This window comes from Methylobacterium sp. Leaf91 (assembly GCF_001422815.1).
Classification (GTDB): Bacteria; Pseudomonadota; Alphaproteobacteria; order Rhizobiales; family Beijerinckiaceae; genus Methylobacterium.
The window spans coordinates 22797-44319 of the sequence record NZ_LMMP01000017.1 but is presented as its reverse complement, the minus strand read 5'-3'; the positions used below and the strand labels follow the sequence as shown (position 1 = coordinate 44319).

Annotated in this window: 25 protein-coding genes; 11 read left to right on the top strand and 14 right to left on the bottom strand. The window is 67.5% G+C overall.

The window, feature by feature from the left end; translation table 11 throughout:
• Positions 1-138: 138 nt before the first annotated feature.
• Positions 139-495, top strand: a complete 357-nt coding sequence (locus ASF32_RS13860; RefSeq protein WP_056429399.1) for a DUF6867 family protein — start codon at positions 139-141, stop codon at positions 493-495.
• Positions 496-571: 76 nt separating this feature from the next.
• A complete protein-coding gene (locus ASF32_RS13855) occupies positions 572-1693 on the top strand; it encodes a branched-chain amino acid ABC transporter substrate-binding protein (RefSeq protein WP_056429442.1) in 1122 nt (373 codons plus the stop codon).
• A 58-nt stretch (positions 1694-1751) separates the two neighbouring features.
• On the opposite strand, the gene thrS is transcribed toward ASF32_RS13855, so the two are convergent.
• Positions 1752-3779, bottom strand: coding sequence for a threonine--tRNA ligase (gene thrS, locus ASF32_RS13850; RefSeq protein ID WP_056429398.1), 2028 nt, complete (start codon positions 3777-3779; stop codon positions 1752-1754).
• A gap of 356 nt (positions 3780-4135) precedes the next feature.
• Here thrS and ASF32_RS13845 point away from each other — a divergent pair, with 356 nt between their 5' ends.
• Positions 4136-5497 carry a 2-hydroxycarboxylate transporter family protein gene (locus ASF32_RS13845; RefSeq protein WP_056429395.1) on the top strand — a complete coding sequence of 454 codons (1362 nt, stop codon included), beginning with the start codon at positions 4136-4138 and terminating at the stop codon, positions 5495-5497.
• Here ASF32_RS13845 and ASF32_RS13840 read toward each other — a convergent pair.
• Entirely contained in the window at positions 5484-5954 is a 471-nt protein-coding gene (locus ASF32_RS13840; RefSeq protein WP_056429392.1) for an OsmC family protein, read from the bottom strand. The genes ASF32_RS13845 and ASF32_RS13840 overlap by 14 nt on opposite strands.
• A 31-nt stretch (positions 5955-5985) precedes the next feature.
• Positions 5986-6333 (bottom strand): antibiotic biosynthesis monooxygenase, encoded by a 348-nt coding sequence (locus ASF32_RS13835; RefSeq protein WP_056429389.1) that lies wholly within the window; start codon positions 6331-6333, stop codon positions 5986-5988.
• Between the two features lie 192 nt (positions 6334-6525).
• On the opposite strand from ASF32_RS13835, the gene ASF32_RS13830 reads away from it, so the two are divergent.
• Positions 6526-7203: a helix-turn-helix transcriptional regulator gene (locus ASF32_RS13830; protein ID WP_056429388.1), complete on the top strand. Its 678-nt coding sequence runs from the start codon at positions 6526-6528 to the stop codon at positions 7201-7203.
• Here the strand turns inward: ASF32_RS13830 and yidD are convergent.
• Both yidD and ASF32_RS13820 read right to left on the bottom strand, forming a co-directional pair.
• Positions 7177-7533 (bottom strand): membrane protein insertion efficiency factor YidD, encoded by a 357-nt coding sequence (gene yidD, locus ASF32_RS13825; protein WP_056429386.1) that lies wholly within the window; start codon positions 7531-7533, stop codon positions 7177-7179. The two genes, ASF32_RS13830 and yidD, sit on opposite strands and share 27 nt — an antisense overlap.
• A 4-nt stretch (positions 7534-7537) precedes the next feature.
• On the bottom strand, positions 7538-7999 hold the full coding sequence (locus ASF32_RS13820; protein ID WP_056429385.1) for an iron-sulfur cluster assembly scaffold protein: 462 nt from the start codon (positions 7997-7999) through the stop codon (positions 7538-7540).
• A gap of 230 nt (positions 8000-8229) precedes the next feature.
• On the opposite strand from ASF32_RS13820, the gene folE reads away from it, so the two are divergent.
• From folE to ASF32_RS13805, 3 genes are read left to right on the top strand one after another with little or no spacing between them, the layout of a single operon-like run.
• Entirely contained in the window at positions 8230-9057 is an 828-nt protein-coding gene (gene folE, locus ASF32_RS13815; protein WP_056429383.1) for a GTP cyclohydrolase I FolE, read from the top strand.
• 17 nt (positions 9058-9074) lie between these two features.
• Complete coding sequence (gene hisI / locus ASF32_RS13810) at positions 9075-9515, top strand: phosphoribosyl-AMP cyclohydrolase (protein WP_056429381.1); 441 nt, start codon at positions 9075-9077, stop codon at positions 9513-9515.
• Between the two features lie 47 nt (positions 9516-9562).
• Positions 9563-10576, top strand: coding sequence for a patatin-like phospholipase family protein (locus ASF32_RS13805; protein WP_056429440.1), 1014 nt, complete (start codon positions 9563-9565; stop codon positions 10574-10576).
• Between the two features lie 47 nt (positions 10577-10623).
• Here ASF32_RS13805 and ASF32_RS13800 read toward each other — a convergent pair whose 3' ends face one another.
• Both ASF32_RS13800 and ASF32_RS13795 read right to left on the bottom strand, forming a co-directional pair.
• Positions 10624-11055, bottom strand: coding sequence for a CBS domain-containing protein (locus tag ASF32_RS13800; RefSeq protein WP_026175981.1), 432 nt, complete (start codon positions 11053-11055; stop codon positions 10624-10626).
• A gap of 127 nt (positions 11056-11182) precedes the next feature.
• On the bottom strand, positions 11183-12007 hold the full coding sequence (locus tag ASF32_RS13795) for a rhomboid family intramembrane serine protease (RefSeq protein WP_056429379.1): 825 nt from the start codon (positions 12005-12007) through the stop codon (positions 11183-11185).
• Between the two features lie 317 nt (positions 12008-12324).
• Between ASF32_RS13795 and ASF32_RS13790 the strand changes: the two genes are divergently transcribed.
• The 4 genes from ASF32_RS13790 (at position 12325) to ASF32_RS13775 (ending at position 15597) form a co-directional block, all read left to right on the top strand.
• The gene (locus ASF32_RS13790; protein WP_056429377.1) at positions 12325-12942 is read left to right on the top strand and encodes a PAS domain-containing protein; all 618 of its coding nucleotides are present in this window, start codon (positions 12325-12327) and stop codon (positions 12940-12942) included.
• Positions 12943-13056: 114 nt separating this feature from the next.
• Positions 13057-13704, top strand: a complete 648-nt coding sequence (locus tag ASF32_RS13785; RefSeq protein ID WP_244478148.1) for a PilZ domain-containing protein — start codon at positions 13057-13059, stop codon at positions 13702-13704.
• 420 nt (positions 13705-14124) lie between these two features.
• On the top strand, positions 14125-14721 hold the full coding sequence (locus tag ASF32_RS13780) for a transglutaminase-like cysteine peptidase (RefSeq protein ID WP_200919126.1): 597 nt from the start codon (positions 14125-14127) through the stop codon (positions 14719-14721).
• A gap of 153 nt (positions 14722-14874) precedes the next feature.
• Entirely contained in the window at positions 14875-15597 is a 723-nt protein-coding gene (locus ASF32_RS13775; protein WP_056429375.1) for a transglutaminase-like cysteine peptidase, read from the top strand.
• A 97-nt stretch (positions 15598-15694) separates the two neighbouring features.
• Here ASF32_RS13775 and ASF32_RS13770 read toward each other — a convergent pair whose 3' ends face one another.
• The 7 genes from ASF32_RS13770 to ASF32_RS13740 form a co-directional block, all read right to left on the bottom strand.
• A complete protein-coding gene (locus tag ASF32_RS13770) occupies positions 15695-16021 on the bottom strand; it encodes a hypothetical protein (protein WP_056429372.1) in 327 nt (108 codons plus the stop codon).
• A gap of 185 nt (positions 16022-16206) precedes the next feature.
• Positions 16207-16419: a DUF3126 family protein gene (locus ASF32_RS13765; protein WP_027173107.1), complete on the bottom strand. Its 213-nt coding sequence runs from the start codon at positions 16417-16419 to the stop codon at positions 16207-16209.
• Positions 16420-16555: 136 nt separating this feature from the next.
• Positions 16556-17416, bottom strand: coding sequence for a serine O-acetyltransferase (cysE, locus tag ASF32_RS13760; RefSeq protein WP_056429370.1), 861 nt, complete (start codon positions 17414-17416; stop codon positions 16556-16558).
• Between the two features lie 240 nt (positions 17417-17656).
• Positions 17657-18613: a helix-turn-helix transcriptional regulator gene (locus tag ASF32_RS13755; RefSeq protein ID WP_082470531.1), complete on the bottom strand. Its 957-nt coding sequence runs from the start codon at positions 18611-18613 to the stop codon at positions 17657-17659.
• Positions 18614-19031: 418 nt separating this feature from the next.
• The gene (locus ASF32_RS13750; protein WP_056429366.1) at positions 19032-19943 is read right to left on the bottom strand and encodes a transglycosylase SLT domain-containing protein; all 912 of its coding nucleotides are present in this window, start codon (positions 19941-19943) and stop codon (positions 19032-19034) included.
• A gap of 226 nt (positions 19944-20169) precedes the next feature.
• Complete coding sequence (locus ASF32_RS13745) at positions 20170-20994, bottom strand: Cof-type HAD-IIB family hydrolase (protein ID WP_056429363.1); 825 nt, start codon at positions 20992-20994, stop codon at positions 20170-20172.
• Positions 20994-21506, bottom strand: a complete 513-nt coding sequence (locus ASF32_RS13740) for a gluconokinase (RefSeq protein ID WP_056429433.1) — start codon at positions 21504-21506, stop codon at positions 20994-20996. The genes ASF32_RS13745 and ASF32_RS13740 overlap by 1 nt, the downstream gene beginning before the upstream one ends.
• Positions 21507-21523 lie beyond the last annotated feature (17 nt).

Here is a 21523-nt window from a genome sequence, read left to right as displayed (position 1 = left end):
GCGGAGCAGGCGGGAAAGGGGGAGACCTCTCCGGAGCCGTCGCTCCCCTCTCCCGACCCGCTTCGCGGGCCACCCTCCCCCGCTTCGGGGGGAGGGAAGGCGCGTCCCGCTTCGGATGGCATTGCCAGGCAAGACATCATGACCGAGACCCTGTCCCTCGACACGCCCAATCTCGGCATCTTCCTCCTCGTCACGCTGGCGATGGGCGGGGGCGCGGCCTGGATGGCGGGCAGCAGCTTCGCCCGGGGATGGCGTCCGTTCTGGCAGTGCGTGCTGGCGGGGCTCGCCATCGCGGCGGTCTCGCGCTTCCTGCATTATGCCCTGTTCTCGGGCACGCTGCTCTCGCCGGCCGGCTACGCCCTCGACGCGGTGGTGATCCTCGCCATCGGCGCGCTCGGCTACCGGGTCACCCGCACCCGGCAGATGACCACCCAGTATCGCTGGCTCTACGAGCGCACCGGCCCCCTGACCTGGCGGGACCGGCAAGGGGCGTGAATCAGCACCATCTTCATGCAACCATGCGCCATGCGGAGACGGTTCGATCCGCCGCGCTGATCGAGGGGAAATGACCATGAAAAAACTGATGGCGATGAGCGTGGCGCTGGGCGCGCTGATGCTGGCGGGCACCGCGCAGGCCGAGATCAAGATCGGCGTCATCGCGCCGATCACGGGGCCGAGCGCCGCGTTCGGCGCGCAGATCCGGAACGGCGCGGTTCAGGCAGTCGAGGACATCAACAAGGCCGGCGGCGTCAACGGCGAGAAGCTCGTCGTCTCGGTCGGTGACGACGCCTCCGACCCGAAGCAGGGCGTGTCGGTCGCCAACAAGTTCGCCGGCGAGGGCGTGAAGATGGTGGTCGGCGACTTCAATTCCAGCGTCTCGATTCCTGTCTCCGAAGCGCTGATCGAGGCCGGCATCATCCAGATCACCCCCGCCTCCACGGCGATCAAGTTCACCGAACGCGGCAACTGGAACACGTTTCGCACCTGTGGCCGTGACGACCAGCAGGGCGCGGTCGCGGCGGCGTATCTCGCCGACAAGTTCAAGGGCAAGAAGGTCGCCTTCATCCACGACAAGAGCACCTACGGTAAGGGGCTGGCCGAAGAGACGTTGAAAGCACTGAAGGCCAAGGGAGGGTCCGCTGCGATCTCCGAGAGCCTCACGCCCGGCGAGAAGGATTTTTCCGCCCTCGTCTCGAAGCTCAAACAGGCCAATGTCGATGTGATCTACTTCGGCGGCTACTACACCGAGGCCGGGCTGCTGATCCGCCAGATGCGCGACCAGGGCCTCCAGGCTCCCCTCATGGGCGGAGATGCCCTCGCCGACCGTGAGTTCGCGCAGGTCGGCGGCCCCGGCTCCGAAGGCACCTTCATGACCTTCTCGCCCGACGCCCGCAAGAACCCCAAGGCCAAGGCCACCATCGATTCCTTCAAGGCGATCAAGTTCGAGCCGGAAGGCTACACGCTCTATTCCTACGCCGCCGTTCAGATCCTGAAACAGGCGATGGAGGCGACGAAATCGACGGATGGGCAGAAGCTCGCCGCACATCTGCACCAGGGCAAGCCGTTCGACACCGTGATCGGCGACATCTCCTACGACAAGAAGGGCGACATCACCCGGCCCGACTACGTCATGTACATGTGGAAGAAGGGCGCCGACGGCTCCATCAACTACGCCGGCAACGAGGTCCCGTAGAACAACGCCTATCCCTCTCCCCGCCGGGCGGGGAGAGGGAATGCTTACCGAGACCGGATCACGGCGTCGGGCTTTCCCCGTGCTGGCCGTCGAGCGCGACTTCGGCGCTCGGCACGCTTTCGTCCACGGCCTGCGCCCGGCGGATATCCGGTGAGGTCGCTTCCGCGAGGAGGTCGGCGAGAGCCGTGTCGAGGGCGGCGGTGCGGGTCTGCTGGCTGCCCAGCCGGCGGATCGAGACGGTGCGCTCCTCGCCTTCCTTGCGGCCGACCACGAGCATGACCGGCACCTTGGCCAGCGAATGCTCGCGGACCTTGTAGTTGATCTTCTCGTTGCGCAGGTCCGACTCGACCCGGAGCCCGGCGCGGTTCAGCGCCGCCACGACCTCGCGGGCGTAACCGTCCGCCTCCTGGGTGATCGTCGCCACCACCACCTGAACCGGCGCGAGCCAGAGTGGGAAATGGCCGGCGAAATGCTCGATCAGGATGCCGGTGAAACGCTCCAGCGAGCCGCAGATCGCCCGGTGCACCATGACCGGTGCCTTCTTCTGGCTGTCGCCATCGACGTAGAACGCCCCGAAGCGCTCCGGCAGGTTGAAATCCACCTGGGTCGTGCCGCATTGCCAGTCGCGGCCGATGGCGTCGCGGAGCACGTATTCGAATTTTGGCCCGTAGAAGGCGCCCTCGCCCGGGTTGATCTCGGTCTTGATCCGGCCGCCCGACTGCTCCTCGATCTGCGCCAGGACGCGGGTCATCACCTCCTCGGCATGGTCCCAGAGGGCGTCCGAACCGACCCGCTTCTCGGGCCGGGTCGAGAGCTTCACCACGATGTCGCCGAAGCCGAAATCGCTATAGGTCGAGAGGATCAGGTCGTTGATCTTGAGGCATTCGTCGGCGAGCTGGTCCTCGGTGCAGAAGACGTGGGCGTCGTCCTGGGTGAAGCCGCGCACGCGCATCAGCCCGTGCATGGCGCCCGACGCCTCGTAGCGGTGGACGATGCCGAACTCGGCCATGCGCAGGGGGAGGTCGCGGTAGGATTTCAGGCCGTGCTTGAAGATCATCACATGGCCGGGGCAGTTCATCGGTTTCAGCGCGAACCAGCGCTTGTCCTCGGCCTCGTCGCCGGCGCTTTGCGCGGCGAACATGTTCTCGCGGTACCAGTCCCAGTGGCCCGAGGTCTCCCAGAGCGACTTGTCGAGGATCTGCGGCGCGTTCACCTCGGCGTAATCGCCCTTCAGGCGGCGACGCATATAGGCGATGAGCTCCTGGAAGATGGTCCAGCCCTTGGCGTGCCAGAACACGACGCCCGGCCCCTCCTCCTGGAAGTGGAACAAGTCCATCTCGCGGCCGAGGCGGCGATGGTCGCGGCGCTCGGCCTCCTCCAGCCGGTGGAGATAGGCGTCGAGGTCTTCCTTCGTGGCCCAGGCGGTGCCGTAGATGCGGGTCAGCATCGGGTTGTTGGAATCGCCGCGCCAATAGGCGCCCGCCACCTTCATCAGCTTGAAGGCGGTGCCGACCTTGCCCGTCGAGGTCATGTGCGGGCCGCGGCACAGATCGAACCACTCGCCCTGGCGGTAGATGTTCAGGTCCTCGCCGGGCGGGATCGCGTCGACGAGCTCGACCTTGTATTGTTCGGCTTTCGACTCGAACAGCGCCCGCACGTCGTCGCGCTTCCACACCTCCTTGGTGAAGGGGGCGTCGCGGGCGATGAGCTCGCGCATCTTCGCCTCGATCTTGGGGAAGTCCTCTGGCGTGAACGGCTGGTCGCGGGCGAAGTCGTAGTAGAACCCGTTCTCGATCACCGGGCCGATGGTGACCTGGGTCTCCGGCCACAGGGATTGCACGGCCTCCGCCAGGACGTGGGCGCAATCGTGCCGGATCAGTTCGAGGCTGCGCGGGTCGGCGCGGTCGAGGAATTCGATGCGCACATCCGCATCGATCAGGTCGTCGAGGTCGCGGACCCGCCCGTCGAGCGCCATGGCGACGGTGCGCTTGGCGAGGCTCTTGGCGATGCCCTCCACGACGGTACGGCCGGTCACCGCGGCGTCGTAGCTGCGGGTATTGCCGTCGGGGAATGTCAGAATGGGCATCGCGAACGAGTCTCCGGGGGCTCACTCCTGCGAACGAGGCAGGTAAGCGGTTTTGGGTTTGAGGTGGCGCGCGGCGTCAGCGCGTGCGGCGCGGTTTAGACCGTTTCGCAGGAGGAAGAAATCCGCGCGGGGCCTCGGCCGGCCTTTTCCGGGCTCTCGCGGACGTGAACGAACTTCCGAGACGATCCGGATCGGTTGATACGAGCTGCGATTGACAAGCTTCCGGCCCGATCCGCCCATGCACGCACCAGGGAGCCGCGGCGGGCCGGTGGCGGGTCTCACTCTTGCCGGTACGCCGTAGAAGCTCCGATCAATCAGGCCGGCCCGACAGGCGACCGGCCGACGGGAGAGTATCGATGGCGAACCCAGCTTCAGCCGCTGCCGCCGAGCCCGTCCCGGCGGCGGAGATGCCCGCGCGCCGGTTCTGGCCGGAGGGCTGGTGGCGGCTCGTCGACATCAAGATCGGCATCATTCCCCTGCCGGTCTATCTCATCCTGGCGATCCTGCTGGCGGTCCTGACCTCGGAGGGCGAGATCAAGCCCGATGCGCCGACGATGATCGCGGTGCTGGCGCTTGGCGGTTTCACCTGCGCCGAGATCGGCAAGCGGCTGCCGGTCCTGAAGAATATCGGGGCGGGCGCGATCTTCGCGACCTTCATCCCCTCGGCCCTGGTCTATTACATGCTGATCCCGACGCCGCTGGTGAAGGCGATCACGGATTTCACCAAGTTCACCAACTTCCTCTACCTGTATATCGCCACGATCATCGTCGGCAGCATCCTGGGTATGGACCGGGACGTGCTGATCAAGGGTTTCCTGAAGATCTTCGTGCCCCTGGCGGCCGGCTCCGTGGCGGCGGCCTGCGTGGGCACGCTGGTCGGCACCCTGCTCGGTCTCGGCGCCTATCACACGTTCTTTTTCCTCGTGGTGCCGATCATGGCCGGCGGCGTCGGCGAGGGGGCGATCCCGCTCTCCATCGGCTACGCCGCCATCCTCGGCCAGGGCCAGGGCGATGTGTTCGCGCAGGTGCTGCCCCCCGTCATGCTCGGCAGCCTGACGGCGATCGTTCTGGCGGGCACCCTCAATGCCGTGGGCAAGCGGATGCCGCATCTCACCGGCGAGGGCCGCCTGCAGCCGGACCGGGACAACGACGTCACCGCCGCCAAGGTCGAGGACACGCCCGTGGATGCGGCAACGGTGGGCGCGGCCGCCCTCACCGCCGTGACACTCTACCTCCTCGGCGTGATGATGCACCACCTCACCGGGCTCCCCGCCCCCGTGGCGATGCTGTTCCTCGCGGTGCTCGCCAAGCTCGCCAGCGCCGTCTCCCCGCGCCTCCAGGCCGGCGGTTTCGTCGCCTACAAGTTCGTGCAGATCAGCATGACCTATCCGCTGCTCTTCGCCATCGGCGTGTCGATGACCCCCTGGGACAAGCTGGTGGCGGCGTTCACGCTGGCGAACCTCGTCACCATCGTCTCGACGGTGGTGACGCTGATGGGCACCGGATTCCTGGTAGGGCGCCGCCTCGGCATGTACCCGATCGAGACCGCCATCGTGAATGCCTGCCATAGCGGCCAGGGCGGCACTGGGGACGTGGCGATCCTCACCGCCGCCAACCGCATGGCGCTGATGCCCTTCGCCCAGATCGCCACCCGCATCGGCGGCGCGCTGACGGTGACTGGGACGCTGGTGGTGATGCGGTGGGTCAGCGGGGGCTGAGGGGAGCGGCCACGACGACCTCCGTCCTCACCGAATTCGCGATGAAGCACTCCTCATGCGCGGCCTCGTGGAGCGCCGCGAGTTGGTTGGCATCCGGCGTGGCGCCGGCCCAGTCGATCTCCGGGCGTAGCTTGACCCGCGTCACCGCGCGACGTCCGGGCCTCGTCTCCTCCAGCACGCCCTCGGCATGGTCCCGATAGGCGGTGACGCTAAAGCCCGCGAGGCGCGCGAGGTGGAGGAAGGTCAGCATGTGGCAGCTCGACAGCGCCGCGACCAGCATCTCCTCCGGGTCGACGGCCTCGCGAGCGGCCCATTTCCCGACCACGTGCTCCGATGCGGTGCCAGCGAGCGTCACGCCGCCATCGAACTCGACCGTGTGCCCCCGGCCGTAGCGCCCGGCGGCGAAATCCTCCCCGGGCTTCAGGGTCCAGGCGACATCCGCGATATGGGTCGACATGGTCGGTCTCTCCGGTTGTCGCCGGCGCGCGTCATGCGCCGTGGGCCGCATTGCTGTCGGCCGGCGCCTCGTCCCGGTCGATCATGCCGTAGTCGCGCAGGACATGGGCGATCCGCAGACGATAATCGCGAAACACTCCGCCACGTCCTTCCGCCTGGGTCGCCCGATGATGCGGGCGTTCACGCCAGGCGCGTACCGCCGCCTCGTCCCGGAAGAACGACAGCGACAGGACCTTGTCAGGCTCGGTGAGGCTTCGGAAACGTTCCACCGACAGGAATCCGTCGATGCCGGCAAGCTCTTCCCTGAGAGAGGCGGCGAGATCGAGATAGCGGTCGGCGCGACCCGGTGCCGGCCAGACCTCGAAGATGACCGCGATCATGCCGGTTCTCCGGTCACGCGGTGCGGGGGCACCCTGTTCCAGGCGCGCATAGATGGCTCGACGGCCTCCGTCCGCGACTTCTCGCTCCCCTCTCGAAGGACACATGCGATCATGAACGCCTCGTCTCCTGCCTTGGCCGAGGCAGGATCATAGGCGATGGCCCGCCGACGATGCTTCGGTTAAGATCGAACGATGCAGGATGGCCCCGTCATCGCCGCCGTCGCCGCGCTTCTCGGCGACCCCGCCCGCGCCAACATGCTCACGGCGCTGATGGACGGGCGCGCCCTCACGGTGAGCGAACTTTCCGAGGTGGCCGGCATCGCCCTGCCGACGGCGAGCGGGCATCTCGCCAAGCTCGAAGCGGCGGCCCTTCTCACCGTCGAGCGGCAGGGACGGCATCGGTATTATCGCTTGTCCGGGTCGGACGTCGCCGTCGTCCTGGAGCACCTGATGGGCTTGGCCCAGCGCACCGGGGCGGTCCGCACCCGAACAGGCCCGCGCGACGCGGCCCTGCGCGAGGCCCGTATCTGCTACGACCATCTGGCCGGCGAGCGCGGCGTCCTGCTCCTGCAGGGCCTCATCGCGCGGGGGTGGATCGACGAGGCGGAGACGAATCTCACCGCCTCCGGCCGTGCCGGCCTGACGAATCGGGGACTCGACGTCGCGTCGCTGGAGCGGGAACGCAGGCCCGTCTGCCGCTATTGTCTCGACTGGAGCGAACGCCGGAATCATCTCGGCGGCGCGCTCGGCGCGGCACTGTTGCACCATGTCCTCGACCGGGCTTGGGCCTCCCGCGCGGACGGCCGCGTGATCGCCTTCACGACGGACGGCGCGCGCGCCCTGTCAGCCGCCTTCGGTCCTCCCGCCTGAAACGCCTCGATCCGTCTCCTCCACCGCCTCGCACGCAAACGGCGAAGGCGGGGCATTCACCCCGCGCCAGCGCCCATACGTCCAGGGGGCATACCAGGCCGAGCGCGGAGGCAGGACGTCCGGCACGAGGTCGATCCCGTGCGTGCCGAACGGGCCGCAGCGGCAGATGCGCGAAAACCCGATCCAGCCGCCCGGCCAGATTCCGTGCCGGCGGATCGCCTCGTCGGTGTAGTCCGAACAGGACGGCCAGTGCCGGCATTGCCGGCCGATCAGGCCCGACAGGGTGAGCTGGTAGCCCCGGATCGCCCAATGGGCCGCGCGGCGGACCATGGCTCTATTCGGCGGCCTGCGTGTCGGGGGAGGCCTGGGCCTTGGCGGCGACCTGATCGAGGGCATTCACCACGGCGTCGAAGGTGAGGAGGGTCGAGGCGTGGCGCGCCTTGAAATCCCGCACCGGCTCCAGCACGGCGAGGTCGGCCCACTCGCCCTGCGGCGCCGGCCCGTTCTCCTTGAGCATGCGACGCACCGTGTCGCGCACCTCCCGTAACTCGTCCGCCGTGGCGCCGACCACGTGGCGGGCCATCAAAGAGGACGAGGCCTGGCCCAGGGCGCAGGCCTTCACCTCATGGGCGAAGTCCGTCACCGTGCCGTCCTTCACCGAGAGATCGACGGTGACGGTGGAGCCGCAGAGCTTGGAATGGGCGGTGGCGCTGGCATCCGGCGCGTCGAGCCGGCCGAGACGCGGGATGTCGGCGGCGAGTTCGAGAATGCGGCGGTTGTAGATATCGTCGAGCATATGGGAGGTCCCGTCGGGGCGCCGACAGACAGCCGGCTTCCGATCACGATGGTCTGATCCGCATTCCCCGCATTGCGCGGCGGCGCGATAACGACGATATAGGCGCCAGCGTACCGTTTCGCGAGGAGGCGGTTCGTCGACCAGGGTCGCGCCCACGGCCAAGGAGACCTTAACGTTCGGGCGCCGGCCTGCGGTAACGCGGCTGAAAACGCGACCGAGATGGTTCGACGATGTACGCAAAACCAGATAGTTCGACGATGAACGCACGTGTCGCCCGTGCGGGAGATGCCATGGATGCCGCGCTCAAATCCCTCTCCTATCGCCTGACCGACACGGATCATCAGGGAATGGACCCGATTGCCACGGCTGCGCCTGCCACCCTGAGCGGCATGCGCAACGACAATTCCCGCCCCGTTGAGGCCCCCGTCGAGGTCGCCCCCCTGCCCGCTTCGGCCAAGCGCGTGCCCGATGCCGTGGCCACCGGCCGTCCGAGCCGGGAGGAGGCCGAGGCCGCCGTGCGCACCCTGCTGCGCTGGGCCGGCGACGACCCGAATCGCGAAGGCCTCAAGGATACGCCCGCCCGTGTGGCGAAGGCCTATGGCCAGCTCTTCGGCGGCTACGAGCAGGATGCCGACGCCCTGCTCGAGCGCGTGTTCGAGGAGGTGGAGGGCTATTCCGACATCGTGCTCGTGCGCGACATCCCGTTCTACTCCCATTGCGAGCACCACATGGTGCCGTTCATGGGCCTCGCCCATATCGCCTATTACCCGACCAAGGGCGTGGTCGGCCTGTCGAAGCTCGCCCGCGTGGTCGACACCTTCGCCCGCCGCCTGCAGACGCAGGAGACCATGACGGCCCAGATCGCCGACGTGATCGAGAGCATCCTCAAGCCGCGCGGCATCGCCGTGATGGTGGAGGCCGAGCATCTCTGCATGGCCATGCGCGGCGTGCAGAAGGCCGGCGTCTCCACCCTGACCACGCAGTTCCGCGGCGTGTTCAAGGACGATGCCAACGAGCAGGTCCGGTTCCTGACCCTCGTCCGCAACAACAAGAACTGACGCGGGCATTCCACGCGATGACGGTGAGCCAAGCTACCGCCGCGCCCGGCGGGTTCTCCCCGCCCGGTTCGCGCAAGGATGTGGAGGAAGGCGCAACGCTGACCCCGCGCTTCGACGCGAACGGTCTCGTCGCCTGCATCGCCGTCGATGCCCATGACGGCCGGGTCCTGATGCTTGCCCACATGAACGCCGAATCCCTGCGGCTCACCCTCGAGACCGGCGAGGCCTGGTACTGGTCGCGCTCGCGGAGCGAGCTCTGGCACAAGGGCGCAACGAGCGGGCAGGTCCAGCGCATCGTTGAGATGCGGGTCGATTGCGACCAGGACGCGCTCCTGATCTCGGTAGTGGTCGGGGGCGATGGCGGATGTTGCCATACCGGGCGACGCTCCTGTTTCTACCGCGCCGTCTCCCTCGATCCGGTATCCGGCGAGGCCCTGCTCGGACCCGCCGGGCCGTGACCTGGGATGGGCTGTCCTTTCGTGGGGTCGCCCTCTACCGCCAGGGCATGCTGTCCACCCTGTCGCAGAAGCCGGTCTTTCCACGGGGCAGTGTCGAGCCCGTGGCCGAACCGAAGCCGTCGGGACCGCGAATCGGTCTGGCTCTGGGCGGCGGTTCCGCGCGGGGCTGGGCGCATATCGGCGTCATCGAGGTGCTGGAAGAGGCCGGCATCCACCCCGATATGGTGGCGGGCTGCTCCATCGGTGCCGTCGTGGGCGGCTGCTACGCCGCCGGCAAGCTCGATCTCCTCAAGGATTTCGCCCTGTCGCTGACGAGGCGGCGGGTCATGGGGCTCCTCGACCTGCGTCTGGGGTCGGGCCTCATCGCCGGCGAGCGGTTGAAGCGCCGCCTCGAAGGCGATCTCGGCACCCGGCGGGTGGAGAACCTGCCGATCCGCTTCGCCAGCGTCGCGACGGATCTCGGCTCGGGCGACGAGGTCTGGCTGACCCGTGGCTCCCTGGTGGAGGCGATCCGGGCCTCTTACGCCCTCCCCGGCCTGTTTCCCCCGGTGCGCCTCGACGGGCGCCTCATGATGGACGGAACGCTGGTGAATCCGGTTCCGGTCAAGCTCGCGCGCGGGCTCGGGGCCGAACTGGTGATCTGCGTGAACCTCAACGGCGATCCGCGGGCCGAGCCCGGTCTGGTGATCGGGCCTGACGGCGACGGGGCTGCCTCGCCGGCCCTGCCCCTCACCACGTCGCGCCGGGGATGGAACCTGCTGAACCGCATGCGCGGCACCGGTCGGCGCGGGCCGGCGCCACGCCCTGCCCCGCCCCGCGAGCCCGGCCCTCCCGGCATGGGGCGGGTGATGTTCGACGCGTTCAATATCACCCAGGACCGGATCTCGCGGGCGAGGCTGGAGCGAGACCCGCCGGATCTCATGCTGTCCCCGCGCCTCGCGGAGATGGGCTTGTTCGAGTTCCACCGCGCCGAAGAGGCGATCTCCCTCGGGCGGGAAGCGGCCAAGGCCGCCCTGCCGCGCATCAGGGAACTCGTCACCCTGGCAGCCGAGCGGGTCTGACCCTGACGAAGCCCCTCCGCTCCGCGTGAGGGATCCCCGACGCCGCGTCAGGCCATGGTGATGTAGTCGCGCATGGCCTGATGCTCCGCCTCCACGGCGGCGATCCGGCGCTTGACCACGTCACCGATGGAGACGAGGCCGGCGAGCCGCCCGTCCTCGACCACCGGCACGTGGCGGAAGCGCCCATCGGTCATCAGCTGCATGACCTCCTCGACGGTGCTCGACCGGGTGCAGGTGGTCACCGACGCCGTCATGTGCTGCGAGATCGGAGCATCGAACGCCCCCGCTCCCTGGCGGGACAGGGCCCGGATGATGTCCCGCTCGGACAGGATGCCGAGGACGGCACCCTCGTCATTGCTCACCACGATGGCGCCGATCCGCTTCTCGGCGAGGAGATGGATGGCGTCGTCCAGGGTCCGGTTCGGCTCCACAGTGACGACTGAGCCGCCCTTCTCGGAAAGGATGCGTGCGACGGTCATGACCATGATCTCCCATAGGCTGTTACGCGGGCCGGGTTGATCCCGGCGCATCACGGAATTGTGTGATGTCATGTCTGATGTGACAACCCACGGGACCGGCCTTCCGATGCCAAAACATGCGGAAAAATTACGCTTTTGCGCCTCCTAAGCGGTCAAGCATCGGAAATAGGAAAAATCCTGCCAGGAACCCGCCCAGATGGGCGTCCCATGCCACGGTCGAGGATTCCGCGCCCAGCGGCAGCGAGATGATCCCGAAGACGAAGTTGGTGACGAGCCAGATGCCGAGGAACATCACCGCCGTGCGATTGCGCAGAAGCTCGGGGATGGTCTGGAGCGGCGGCTGGGCAGCGTGCTGCCAGGGCTGGCTGGCATGGAAAGACGGCGGCGGCTGGAACACGAAGCGCGCGGCGGCGGCCATCAGCGCCGAGACAGCGGCCGAGGCGCCGATCAGCGGGGCCGTGCTCAACGGGTCGATCGCCACGTGGAGCACGCCTCCCGCCACCGCGCCGATGAGGCCGAGGAGGCCGTAGCGCCAGGGGCCGCATCGCCGCGCCACGGGGGAGCCGAAGGCGGCGAGCCAGACCACGTTGAAAATGACATGCGTCCACGAGCCGTGCAGCAACGCATAGGTGGCGAAGGTCCAGAGGCTCGCCGAGGGATTGGCTACGACGTATTGCGCGAAGGCCGCGCGGGCCTGGACCGCATCCGTGTCGCCTATTGCCGAGGAGGCGGCCGACAGGATCTCCGCGGCCCGGTCCGGGTCCACCGAGGCGAGCCAGCGGCCCGGGATCAGGGCCAGGTTCAGCAGAAGCGTGATGTCCCATTCGTCCGGGAGAACGAATTCCCGCAGGGCATGGAGGCCGAGCAGGAGGGCGATCGAGGCCGTCACCGCGCCGGGCATGTTGAAGACGGGGACGCGGCTTTGGCGCGGCAGATCGGGCATGGCATCCATGGCGCCACCATGTCGGCGCGGATGCCGCCGCCGCAAGCCCCCGGCCCATGCAAATTCAGGCGAGCGATGCGCGATTCAGGCGCAGTCCTCCACGACCCGAACGGTCCGACGATGCAGGACATCGCCGCGATGGGTGCCGTGCGGCAGCGTTTCCCCCGCCGCGTTAACCCTAATCAGAGCTTAAGCGAGCGTACCGCCTTGGACGGGCATAGAGTGTGCGGCAGGCTTGTTAACCGAACCGGCAGCTGTGTCCAGCGCCGGATGGATCGGGCCGATTTCGAACAGGTCCCAGCGGGACCGTGCCACGACGGGACGCCATGAAGCATCCGACCAGCCGTATGCTCTATCATTACTGGGACCGGCTTCGTGGTACGCGGGCCGCGCCCGAGAGGAGCGAGATCGAGCCCGGCGAGATCCGCAACCTCCTCTCCGAGAGCCTCATCCTCGAACTCGACATGGCGCGGTCGGCCGCGACGGTCCGGCTCGCGGGGACCCGCGTCTGCGCCCTGTTCGGGCGCGAATTGCGCGGCAGCGCCTTCAGCGACATCTGGGGTGCGGGACAGGCCGATCCCTGGCGCCTCGTGGAGACGGTGGCGGTCGATACGGTGGGGATCGTCGCGGGGCTGCGCGGGATGACCCAGAGGGACGAACAGATCGACCTCGAACTCCTGCTTCTCCCCCTGCGCCATCGTGGGCAGACCCAGGTCCGCATGTTCGGGGCGCTGAGCCCGAAAGTCGTTCCGCAATGGCTGGGGCTTCGGCCCGTGACGCGGCTCGAATCCATCTCCCTCCGCGTCCTCGACCCGACCTACGACGTCATCGATCTCGCCAGGAACGATGCCGCCTCCAGCCTCAGGAACCTGCCCGAACCGGCCAATGACAGCGTTCCGGTGCGGCGCGGACATCTCATGGTGCATCCCGGCGGACGGGCCTGATCGGTACTTTAATGGACCGATCGCGAGACTGATCTGTCTTCGGCAAAGATTTTCGTAACGAGCCGACCTGTAGGATTGTGCTGACGACGATCGAACCCAAGTGCGGATTTCGCGATGATCGAGGCTTTCGCGCCCGCTGAAACCAAGTTTGCGCCCGCTGAAACCAAGCCGGTCCGCTTGTTGCGGCCGTCGGATCTGCGTCGGCATCAGCGCGTCCAAGTCTCCCTCCTCGGCCGCTACATGCTTGCCGACCGGCGTGAATATCCTTGCCAGACGGTCGACATGTCTCCGGGCGGCGTGCGCCTGACCTGCGCGGTCCTGGGCGAACTCGAAGAGCGCGTCGTGCTGTATCTCGAGCGTATCGGGCGGATCGAAGGGACGATCGCCCGGTTTCCCAGCGGGGGCATGGCTGTCCGCCTGAGCGCGACCCAGCGCAAGCGCGACAAGATCGCGTCGCAACTCACCTGGATCTCCAACCGTGAGGCGCTCGGCCTGCCCGAGGGCCGCAACCACGAACGTCTCACGCCACAGGAGACAGGCGTGCTCCTGAAGCTCGAGAACGGGCGCGAGGTCGCGGCCCGCATCATCGACGTCTCCCTGTCCGGCGTCGCCCTCTCGACCCAGGCCCAGCCGCCCGTTGGCATGAGCGTCATGGTCGGGCGGACACCGGGGCGCGTGGTGCGCTATTTCGAGGGCGGCATCGGCGTGGGCTTCATGCTGCCGATCTCGCCCGACCTGTTCCATGAAGGCCTGACGCTCTGAGAGCGTCGTCCCGCCTCTCCGGTTGAGGGTGTTCCGTCTGAGGGTTCTGCCGGCATGGCGCTCCCCTGAAGGTCGGCGTCGTCGCGACAGGATCTCCTCACCGCGTCGCGCGCCGGCTGGCTGTTTCGGCCTGTCTCCCCACTCCGTCGTGACAGCCACGGCGTCCGGCGAGAGCGGGGGCCGCAATCGTCGCCGGTCGATCCCGCCTCGCCATGGTTACGACTTCCTGATCGCCATCGCGCGAATGCGAGTCCTCGATTCAGCGGGTGATTGGCTCTGACCCGCAGGAGCTCCGTCCCGGGGCCGAATCGATAAAATTGCGCGTATCCGCTTCAGCGCGGCGCAGGAAGCGTGGCGGCATCGTGGTCCTCGATGGACGAGGTGGTCGCGATGGCACGGACGAAATCATTCTTGCTGGGGATGCTCGCGGCATTGGCGCTGTTCGGCGCCGGCGCGTCGCAGGCCCAGATCATGGCCGCCCTGCCCTCGCCCTCCCCCTCCGCCGATGTTCTCGGTGTCGCCCGCCCCATCGTCGGCTGGGTCTCGTTCTGCCAGCGTTACCCGGCCGAGTGCGCCATCGACGCGAACGAGCCGCCCCGTATCGCCCTCACCCCCGCCACCTGGAGCCTGATCGTCTCGGTCAATCGTCGGGTGAATACCGGTCTGCGGGCCGTCACCGACACAGAGCATTGGGGTGAAGCCGACCGCTGGGACCTCGCCGAGGACGGAATGGGAGATTGCGAGGATTTCCAGCTGGTCAAGCGCAAGCGTCTCGCCGATGCCGGCCTCTCCCGCCGCGCCATGCGGATGACCGTGGTCATCGACGAGAAGGGCGAAGGGCATGCCGTGCTGACGCTCCTCACCGACCGGGGCGAGTTCATCCTCGACAATAAGACCAGCGAGATCGTGCCCTGGTATCGGACCGGTTACGTCTTCATCAAGCGCGAGAGCCAGGATTCCGTGGCCTGGGTTTCGCTAGGCGGTGTCACGTCTCCGGTGACCACTGCAAACCGCTGAACCGGATTCTCTCCGGTTGCCCGAAAACATCACGTCTGTGCCATGGAACCCATGGCGATGTGGGAAGTTAATTCGAGTTTAACTTTTGGATTGAGCCCTGGCCCTGGCCGTGCCAGTTTCTTGCCTTCGGCAACGAATGGCAGGGCGACCGGAATGCGGCACGCGGTTCTGCGAGGCGTCGACGGCGGAAGCTACTCGGCAAGTGGGCTCTCATACGAAGTTACTTGCGGGGTTACTTGCGGGCTTTCTTGGCGACGCATTGGACGTGCGGCCAAGCTGTCCCTGGTCGGCTCCATCCTGCTCCTCGGTGGGGCCGCGACGCAAGCGCGCCCGGTCGCCGCCCTGCCCGATGCGCCGGCGGTGAACGAGAGTGGCGGCGCCCGCCCGGTGGCGGCCTGGAACGGGTTCTGCGCCAAACACCCCGCCGAGTGCATCGTCGACACGTCGCAGCCCGCGATCATCGCCCTCAATCCGGCGATCTGGCGCACGCTCACCAGCGTCAACCGTCGCGTCAACGCGCGCATCCATCCGATCACCGACATGGCCCATTGGGGCGTCGTCGACCGCTGGGACTTTCCCGATGACGGCTTCGGCGATTGCGAGGATTTTCAGCTTCTGAAGCGTCGGATGCTGGTGGAGCGGGGGCTCCCCCGTCGCGCCCTGCGGATGACCGTGGTCATCGACGATATCGGCGAAGGCCATGCGGTCCTGATGGTCCGCACCGACAAGGGCGATCTCATCCTCGACAACAAGACCACCGCAATCCTGTCCGCGCCGCGCACCGGCTACACCTATGTCAAGCGCGAGGGCCAGGACGGCATGGCCTGGGTCTCGCTCAACGGCGTCGCCTCGCCGGTGGCTACCGCCAACCGCTGAGAGGGGCGCTGCCGATCCGTCCGCGCCGGACGGGCCATGGCGCCAGGCGGTGCGATGTCCCGTATCGTCATCCGGCCGCCGCTGCGGCTCGCCCTGATCAGCCGGTGATGAAATGGGCGAGATCGAGCGCGACCCGGCCCGAGAGCAGGCTCCAGCCGCAGGCGACGATCGTGGCAATCATGACGAAGGGGATCGGGCGGTGCTCGATCCGCCGGCCTCGTACGGTGTTGCGCAGGATGATGAAGGGCGCGCCGAAGGCCAGGATCGGCAGGGCCGCCACCGCTCCGACGCCGCCGCGTTCCAGCAGGCTGAAGCTCGCGCGACGGTCCGAGACGAGTTCGAAGGCGCTGGCGAGGAGGCCCGACAGGGCGAGGCCGACGCACAGGGTCTTGATCGATTCGATGGCGGAGGGGCTGATATCCATGGCGCGCTCGACCGTTGATGACGGATTGAGCACGCACTCTGCCAGAGCGTTTACGAGTTGTTAAGGATGTCCCGGCGTCGGGATGAGCCGACGCACAGGGAGGACTACGTGCATTCGGGCATTGTGCTGGTCGCGGCTTGCGAACGTCCGCGACCGGCTTGCGCGATTCTATGGCTGCTTCGGCTTTAGTCTTCGAGATCGATGTCGAGGATCGCCATGGCGAAGTTGAACGAGCGGTCGCCGTCCTCGTCATCGACGGAGACCACGCCGAGGAATTCCTCGCCGATATAGACCTCGGCGGAATCGTCCTTCTTGGGGCGGGCGACGAGACGGATATTCGTGTTGGCGAATGTCCGGCGCATATAGTCCTGGACCTTCGTGATGTCGGTCTTGTTCACGCGTTCGCCTCTTGATTCGTCGATGGTCGGTGGAGGCCGGGCTCGCTTCGAGCGACCGAGTCCCTCCGGATGGGCACCGCTTGCCACGCCGCTTCGCCACGGGCAAGTCGCTGCGGGCACGCGCGGGCCGGCCGGTTCAGATGCCCTCGGCCATGTGGATGAACTGGTCGATATTGACGAACTGGTCCATGGCGCGCGCCGGCTCGGCGCAACCGGCGGTGCCGACCACGCGGGCGGGCACGCCCACCACGGTGGTGTGGGCCGGCACCGGGCGCAGGACCACAGAACCGGCCGCGACGCGGGCATATTCTCCGACTTCGATGTTGCCCAGGATCTTGGCGCCGGCACCGATCATGACGCCGCGGCGGATCTTGGGGTGGCGATCGCTGCCTTGCTTGCCGGTGCCGCCCAGAGTCACGGCGTGCAGGATCGAGACGTCGTCCTCGATCACGGCGGTGGAGCCGACGACGACGCCGGTGGCATGGTCGAGGAAGATACCGCGTCCGATGCGGGCGGCGGGATGAATGTCGGTCTGGAAGACCTCGGACGAGCGGCTCTGCAGGTAGAGCGCCAGGTCTCGCCGGCCGCTGGTCCAGTACCAATGCGCCAGCCGGTGCGCCTGGATGGCGTGAAATCCCTTGAAGTACAGCACGGGTTCGATGGCGCGGCCCGCCGCCGGGTCACGGTCCAGCACGGCCCCGATATCGGCGCGGAAGCTGTCGCCGATACGCGGGTCGGCGGCGATGGCCTCGTGAAATCCATGCGCCACGAGCTCGGCCGGAAGCGACGGATGGCCGAGGCGTGCGGCCACGCGGTGGGACACGGCGGCTTCGAGCGTCGCCTGGTTGAGGATCGTCGCCACGATGAAGGAGGCGAGTTGAGGTTCCTCGCGAACCACGGCTTCGGCCTCGCCGCGCAGGCGCGACCAGACCGGATCGACGGTGCCGGCGATGGCTTCGTTCCCGATTGCGGGATTCGAGAAGGGGCTGGCGGACATGGATTCCTCCGCGATGCGGGGTCTATGGCGGGCGGGGCCTATGCGGCCGGATCGCCATGTCAGGGGCCGGACGGCCGTGCCGGGAGCCGATACGGGAGAACACTCTCCCCGGGGTACAAGGGAGAACGGAGCACTCCGTTCCCCTTGGGTGCGTCCCATAGCGTGGGGAAAGGCCGCCCCCGTATCAAGGGGATTTCCTGAGCTACCTTCCCGAACCACCTCTCGGTGTTACTCAGCGTGTCAGGCGCTGCGCCGGAAATCGACCGATCCGAAACGCGCATCGATCACGGCGGCGAGCCGGTCGATCATCTCTTCCAGGGGAACGTCGGACGTATCCACCACCGCCGGAGCGCGGGCATAGAGCGGCTCGCGGCTGAGCAGCACGGCACGCAGTTCCTGCATGGCGGAGGCATGGTCGCCCGTGGTGGCGAGCTTGCCCTGGTCGCGCACGCGCTGCATGTGCTCCTCGGGCTTCGCCCTGAGCCAGACGGTGAAGAAGGCCTGGAGAAGCAGGTCGTAAGTCAGGGGCTCGGCGACGATGCCGCCGCTGGTGGCCAGGATCATCGGGCCGGGATGTTCGGTGAGCCGGCGCAAGGCAGCCTGTTCGAGGCGGCGATACCCTTCCTGGCCGTAGATCGCGAAGATCTCCTTCACCGAGAGCGCGTTCTCACGCTCGATCTCGGCGTTGAGCTCGATGAAGGTCCAGCCCAGGCGTTCCGCCACCCGGCGGCCGAGGGTCGATTTGCCCGCTCCGCGCAGGCCGACCAGGGCCACCCGCGGCATCGGGGTGTCACCGTTGGACATGGCGTGGCCGGACAGGATGCCCTTCGCCAGGGTGATCTGTTCCGCCGATGCCGAACCGAGAAGGTCGCGGATCACGTGCCAATCGGGCGGGGTGTCCTGCACGGCGATCATGTCGTCGAGCCGCACGCCCATGGCATCCGCCACGCGACGCAGCAGGATGATCGACACGTTGCCCTGCCCGCTTTCGAGCTGTGCGATGTAGCGCTCCGACAGACCCGAGGTCTGGGAGAGGAGTTTCCGCGAAAGGCCGCGCACTGTCCGCGCATGTCTCACACGCCGACCGAGTTCGGCCAGAAAAATCGATTCTTGTTCAGCCGCGCCGGCCATGCCGTCGTCCGTCTTCCGTGTTCGCGTCCCGGACCTGACCGTCCCGGAGGCTGATGGCCTCACCATATCCCGCCACGCGATCTTGGCTCGGCACGAAATTCGTGCCGGCGAGATCGATTGCAGCAGGCTCCCAAGCGCCGGTCGCGATCCTTCATTCCATGGTCGTTCGACCAAGATCAGGCTCGTGACGAGGCTTCACAATCGTCAGTTTGGGGCCCGATGTACAAGACTTGCACTTCAAGCTCCGCGTTGGAAGCCTGATCTTGCAACCTCATGCGCTCTCGATGCCGCACTGCACCATGTGATGTCGAAAGAGAGCATACGCAAGCGAAACATGCGTGTCCCCGCCGCAATCGGCATGACAGGAGAACATTCACGTATGTTTGTTTCTGAATGGTTTCAGCTTTGTCCCGATCAGGGACAGACGGGGCGCTTGCCGCCTTTCGGGTGAGGCGCTCGACGCGGTGACGGGGCTTTCGAGGGCCTACTGGCTGGGCGGAAGCGCCGAGGCTTCCATGATGGTGCCGGGTGTCGGCGCCTTCTTCGCGACGATCGGGCGGCCCACCGAGGCCAGAACGACCGCCGAAGGACGACGCGGCGGCAGCGGCACTTCCACTTTCTCCGTCACGGAGAACTCGGCGGCGCCCGCGACGGCGGCCGGCTGGGGTATTGCCGGATTCACCGACAGGGCGGCCAAGGCCGTGGCCTGGGGGGTGGCGGCCGGCGCATGGGCGGGGCCGATCTCCGCCACGGCCGGCGCGAGGCCGGACAAGGCGGCCGGACGGCGCGGCGGCAGCGGGACTTCCACCAGCTCGGTCGGCATGGGCGGAGTGGTCAGGCTCGGAGCATAGGCCAGGGCCGTTCCGGCGGCGGTGACGTTCGCATCGGGCTGCGCCTTGCGCTGCGCGCCGAAGCCACGGGTGAACACGTCGCTGAAGGCCGCGCTCGATTGCGGCGAGGCGGCCGTGGTGTCCTCGATGCCGGCGACCAGGGTGCCCTGGCGCTTGCCGGCGTAGTAATAGCCCCGGTTGTAATAAGTATAGGCTTGGTGGGTGTTGCCCTTGGCGGTGCGATAGGCGCCGGCGAGATAGGCAATGCCGTAACGAAGATTGACCTTCGGATCGTAGAGACCCGCCGCATCCCCGCGATATCCCATGCCGCGTGCGGTGGCATGTTTGATCTGCATCAGGCCGAGGGCGCTGCCGCCCTTCGCGTTGGGATTGTAGTTGCTTTCGCGCTTGACGACCTGGTGGACGAAGCTCGCCGGGACGCCGTTTGCCTTTGCCTGCTCCTCGATCAGCGCATCGATGTTGTCGCGGGCCGGGGTGCCTTGGCCGAGAACCGGGCCCGGCAGGACGGCCGCAGCCACGGCGAGGAGCAGGAGGCGCTGATTCATTCGGAGACCCGGTGGCGTCGTTCTTGATCTGAGGCCAAGGGTCGAGGCCAAATGAGGCCGGAAGGCGGCTCCACTGTCATGATTGCGGGAAAGCGGAGCCGTTTCTCCGCGTGCTGTGGCGCACATGGCACAGGCCTGAACGCGACCCCGGCCCGTGGCCCGGCGGATTCGCCAGCATTGCCAACGAGCTGAGCCGTACGGGGCAAGGATCGGCGGGGTTTGCGCGTCAGCGCGTCAAGAGAAATTCATCCACCGCTTTTGCGAACCCGTCCTCGTCATTTCCCGACGTCACCGCCGACGCGGCCCGTTTCACCGCCTCATCGGCATTGCCCATGGCCACCGAGAACCCGCTGCGTGCGAACATCGCCATGTCGTTGGCGGCATCGCCGAGGGTCGCGATCCGTGCATGAGGAATCCCGAGGCGGCGCGCGATCTCGTCGACGAATATCCCCTTGCCCTGCCCGTACGGCGTCACGTCAAGATAATAGGCCTGGGAGCGATGGACGTCGGCGCCGTGTCCCAGAGCCTCGGCGACCCGGCTCTCGCATGCGGCCAGATGATCGGGATCGGCGCTGACGCCGACGATCTTGGATGCGCCCACGAGAAGGGGACCGAGATCCTCGACGCGGGTGGGTTCGGCCTGGAGGGTCCGGCGTTCGAGATCGGTATAGGGTCCATGGGGGTCGCGCAGGTTCCACTGCCCCCGCGCGAACACCCAGATATCGAGGCCGAGCCCGTCGAGGAGCCGCACGGCCTGGCGGGCCGTCTCCTCCGGGAGGAGATGTTCGGCGAGGATCTGCCCATCCGGGGCGAGCAGGGTGCTGCCGTTGAAGGCGCCGATCGGATGACGCAGGCCGAGGTCGGCGATCAGCGACCTGAGCCCCATCGGCGGCCGGGCGGAGGCGATGGTGAAACCGATGCCGGCCGCGTCGAGCCGCCGGACGGCGTCCCGGCTGCGCTGGGTCAGGCTCTTGTCGGAGGTGACGAGGGTTCCGTCCACGTCGGAGATCACGAAGGCGATCGCCCGGTCGCCGGAGGGAGGGCCCGACATCATGCTGTGTCCTGTCTGATGGGATCGTCGGGCTGCAAACCCGATCGGTCCAGGATCGTTGCCACGATGGCCTCCGCGCTGCCGACGATCGGCACCGCCAGCGCGCCCTCCTCCGGGCGCGGCGGTTCGAGCGCGGCGAATTGGCTGTCGAGGAGGGCACCCGGCATGAAGTGGCCGGTGCGGCGGGCGATGCGGGCCGCGATCAGGTCGCGGTCGCCGTCGAGATAGACGATGCGAATGCCCGCCCGCCCCTGGACGAGCGCATCGCGATAGGCCCGCTTCAGGGCCGAGCAGGCGAGAACGCCCGGTTTACCGGTCTCCAGGCGTGTGCCGATCCAGGCCGACATCGCCGCCAGCCATGGGGCGCGGTCGGCATCGTCGAGGGCGTGGCCATCCCGCATCCTGGCCACGTGTTCCGCGCTGTGGAAGGCGTCACCATCGACGAAATCCCACCCGAGGCGCTCGGCCAATAGCCCGGCGATCGTGCTCTTGCCCGAGCCCGAGACGCCCATCACGATGAAAATTCGAG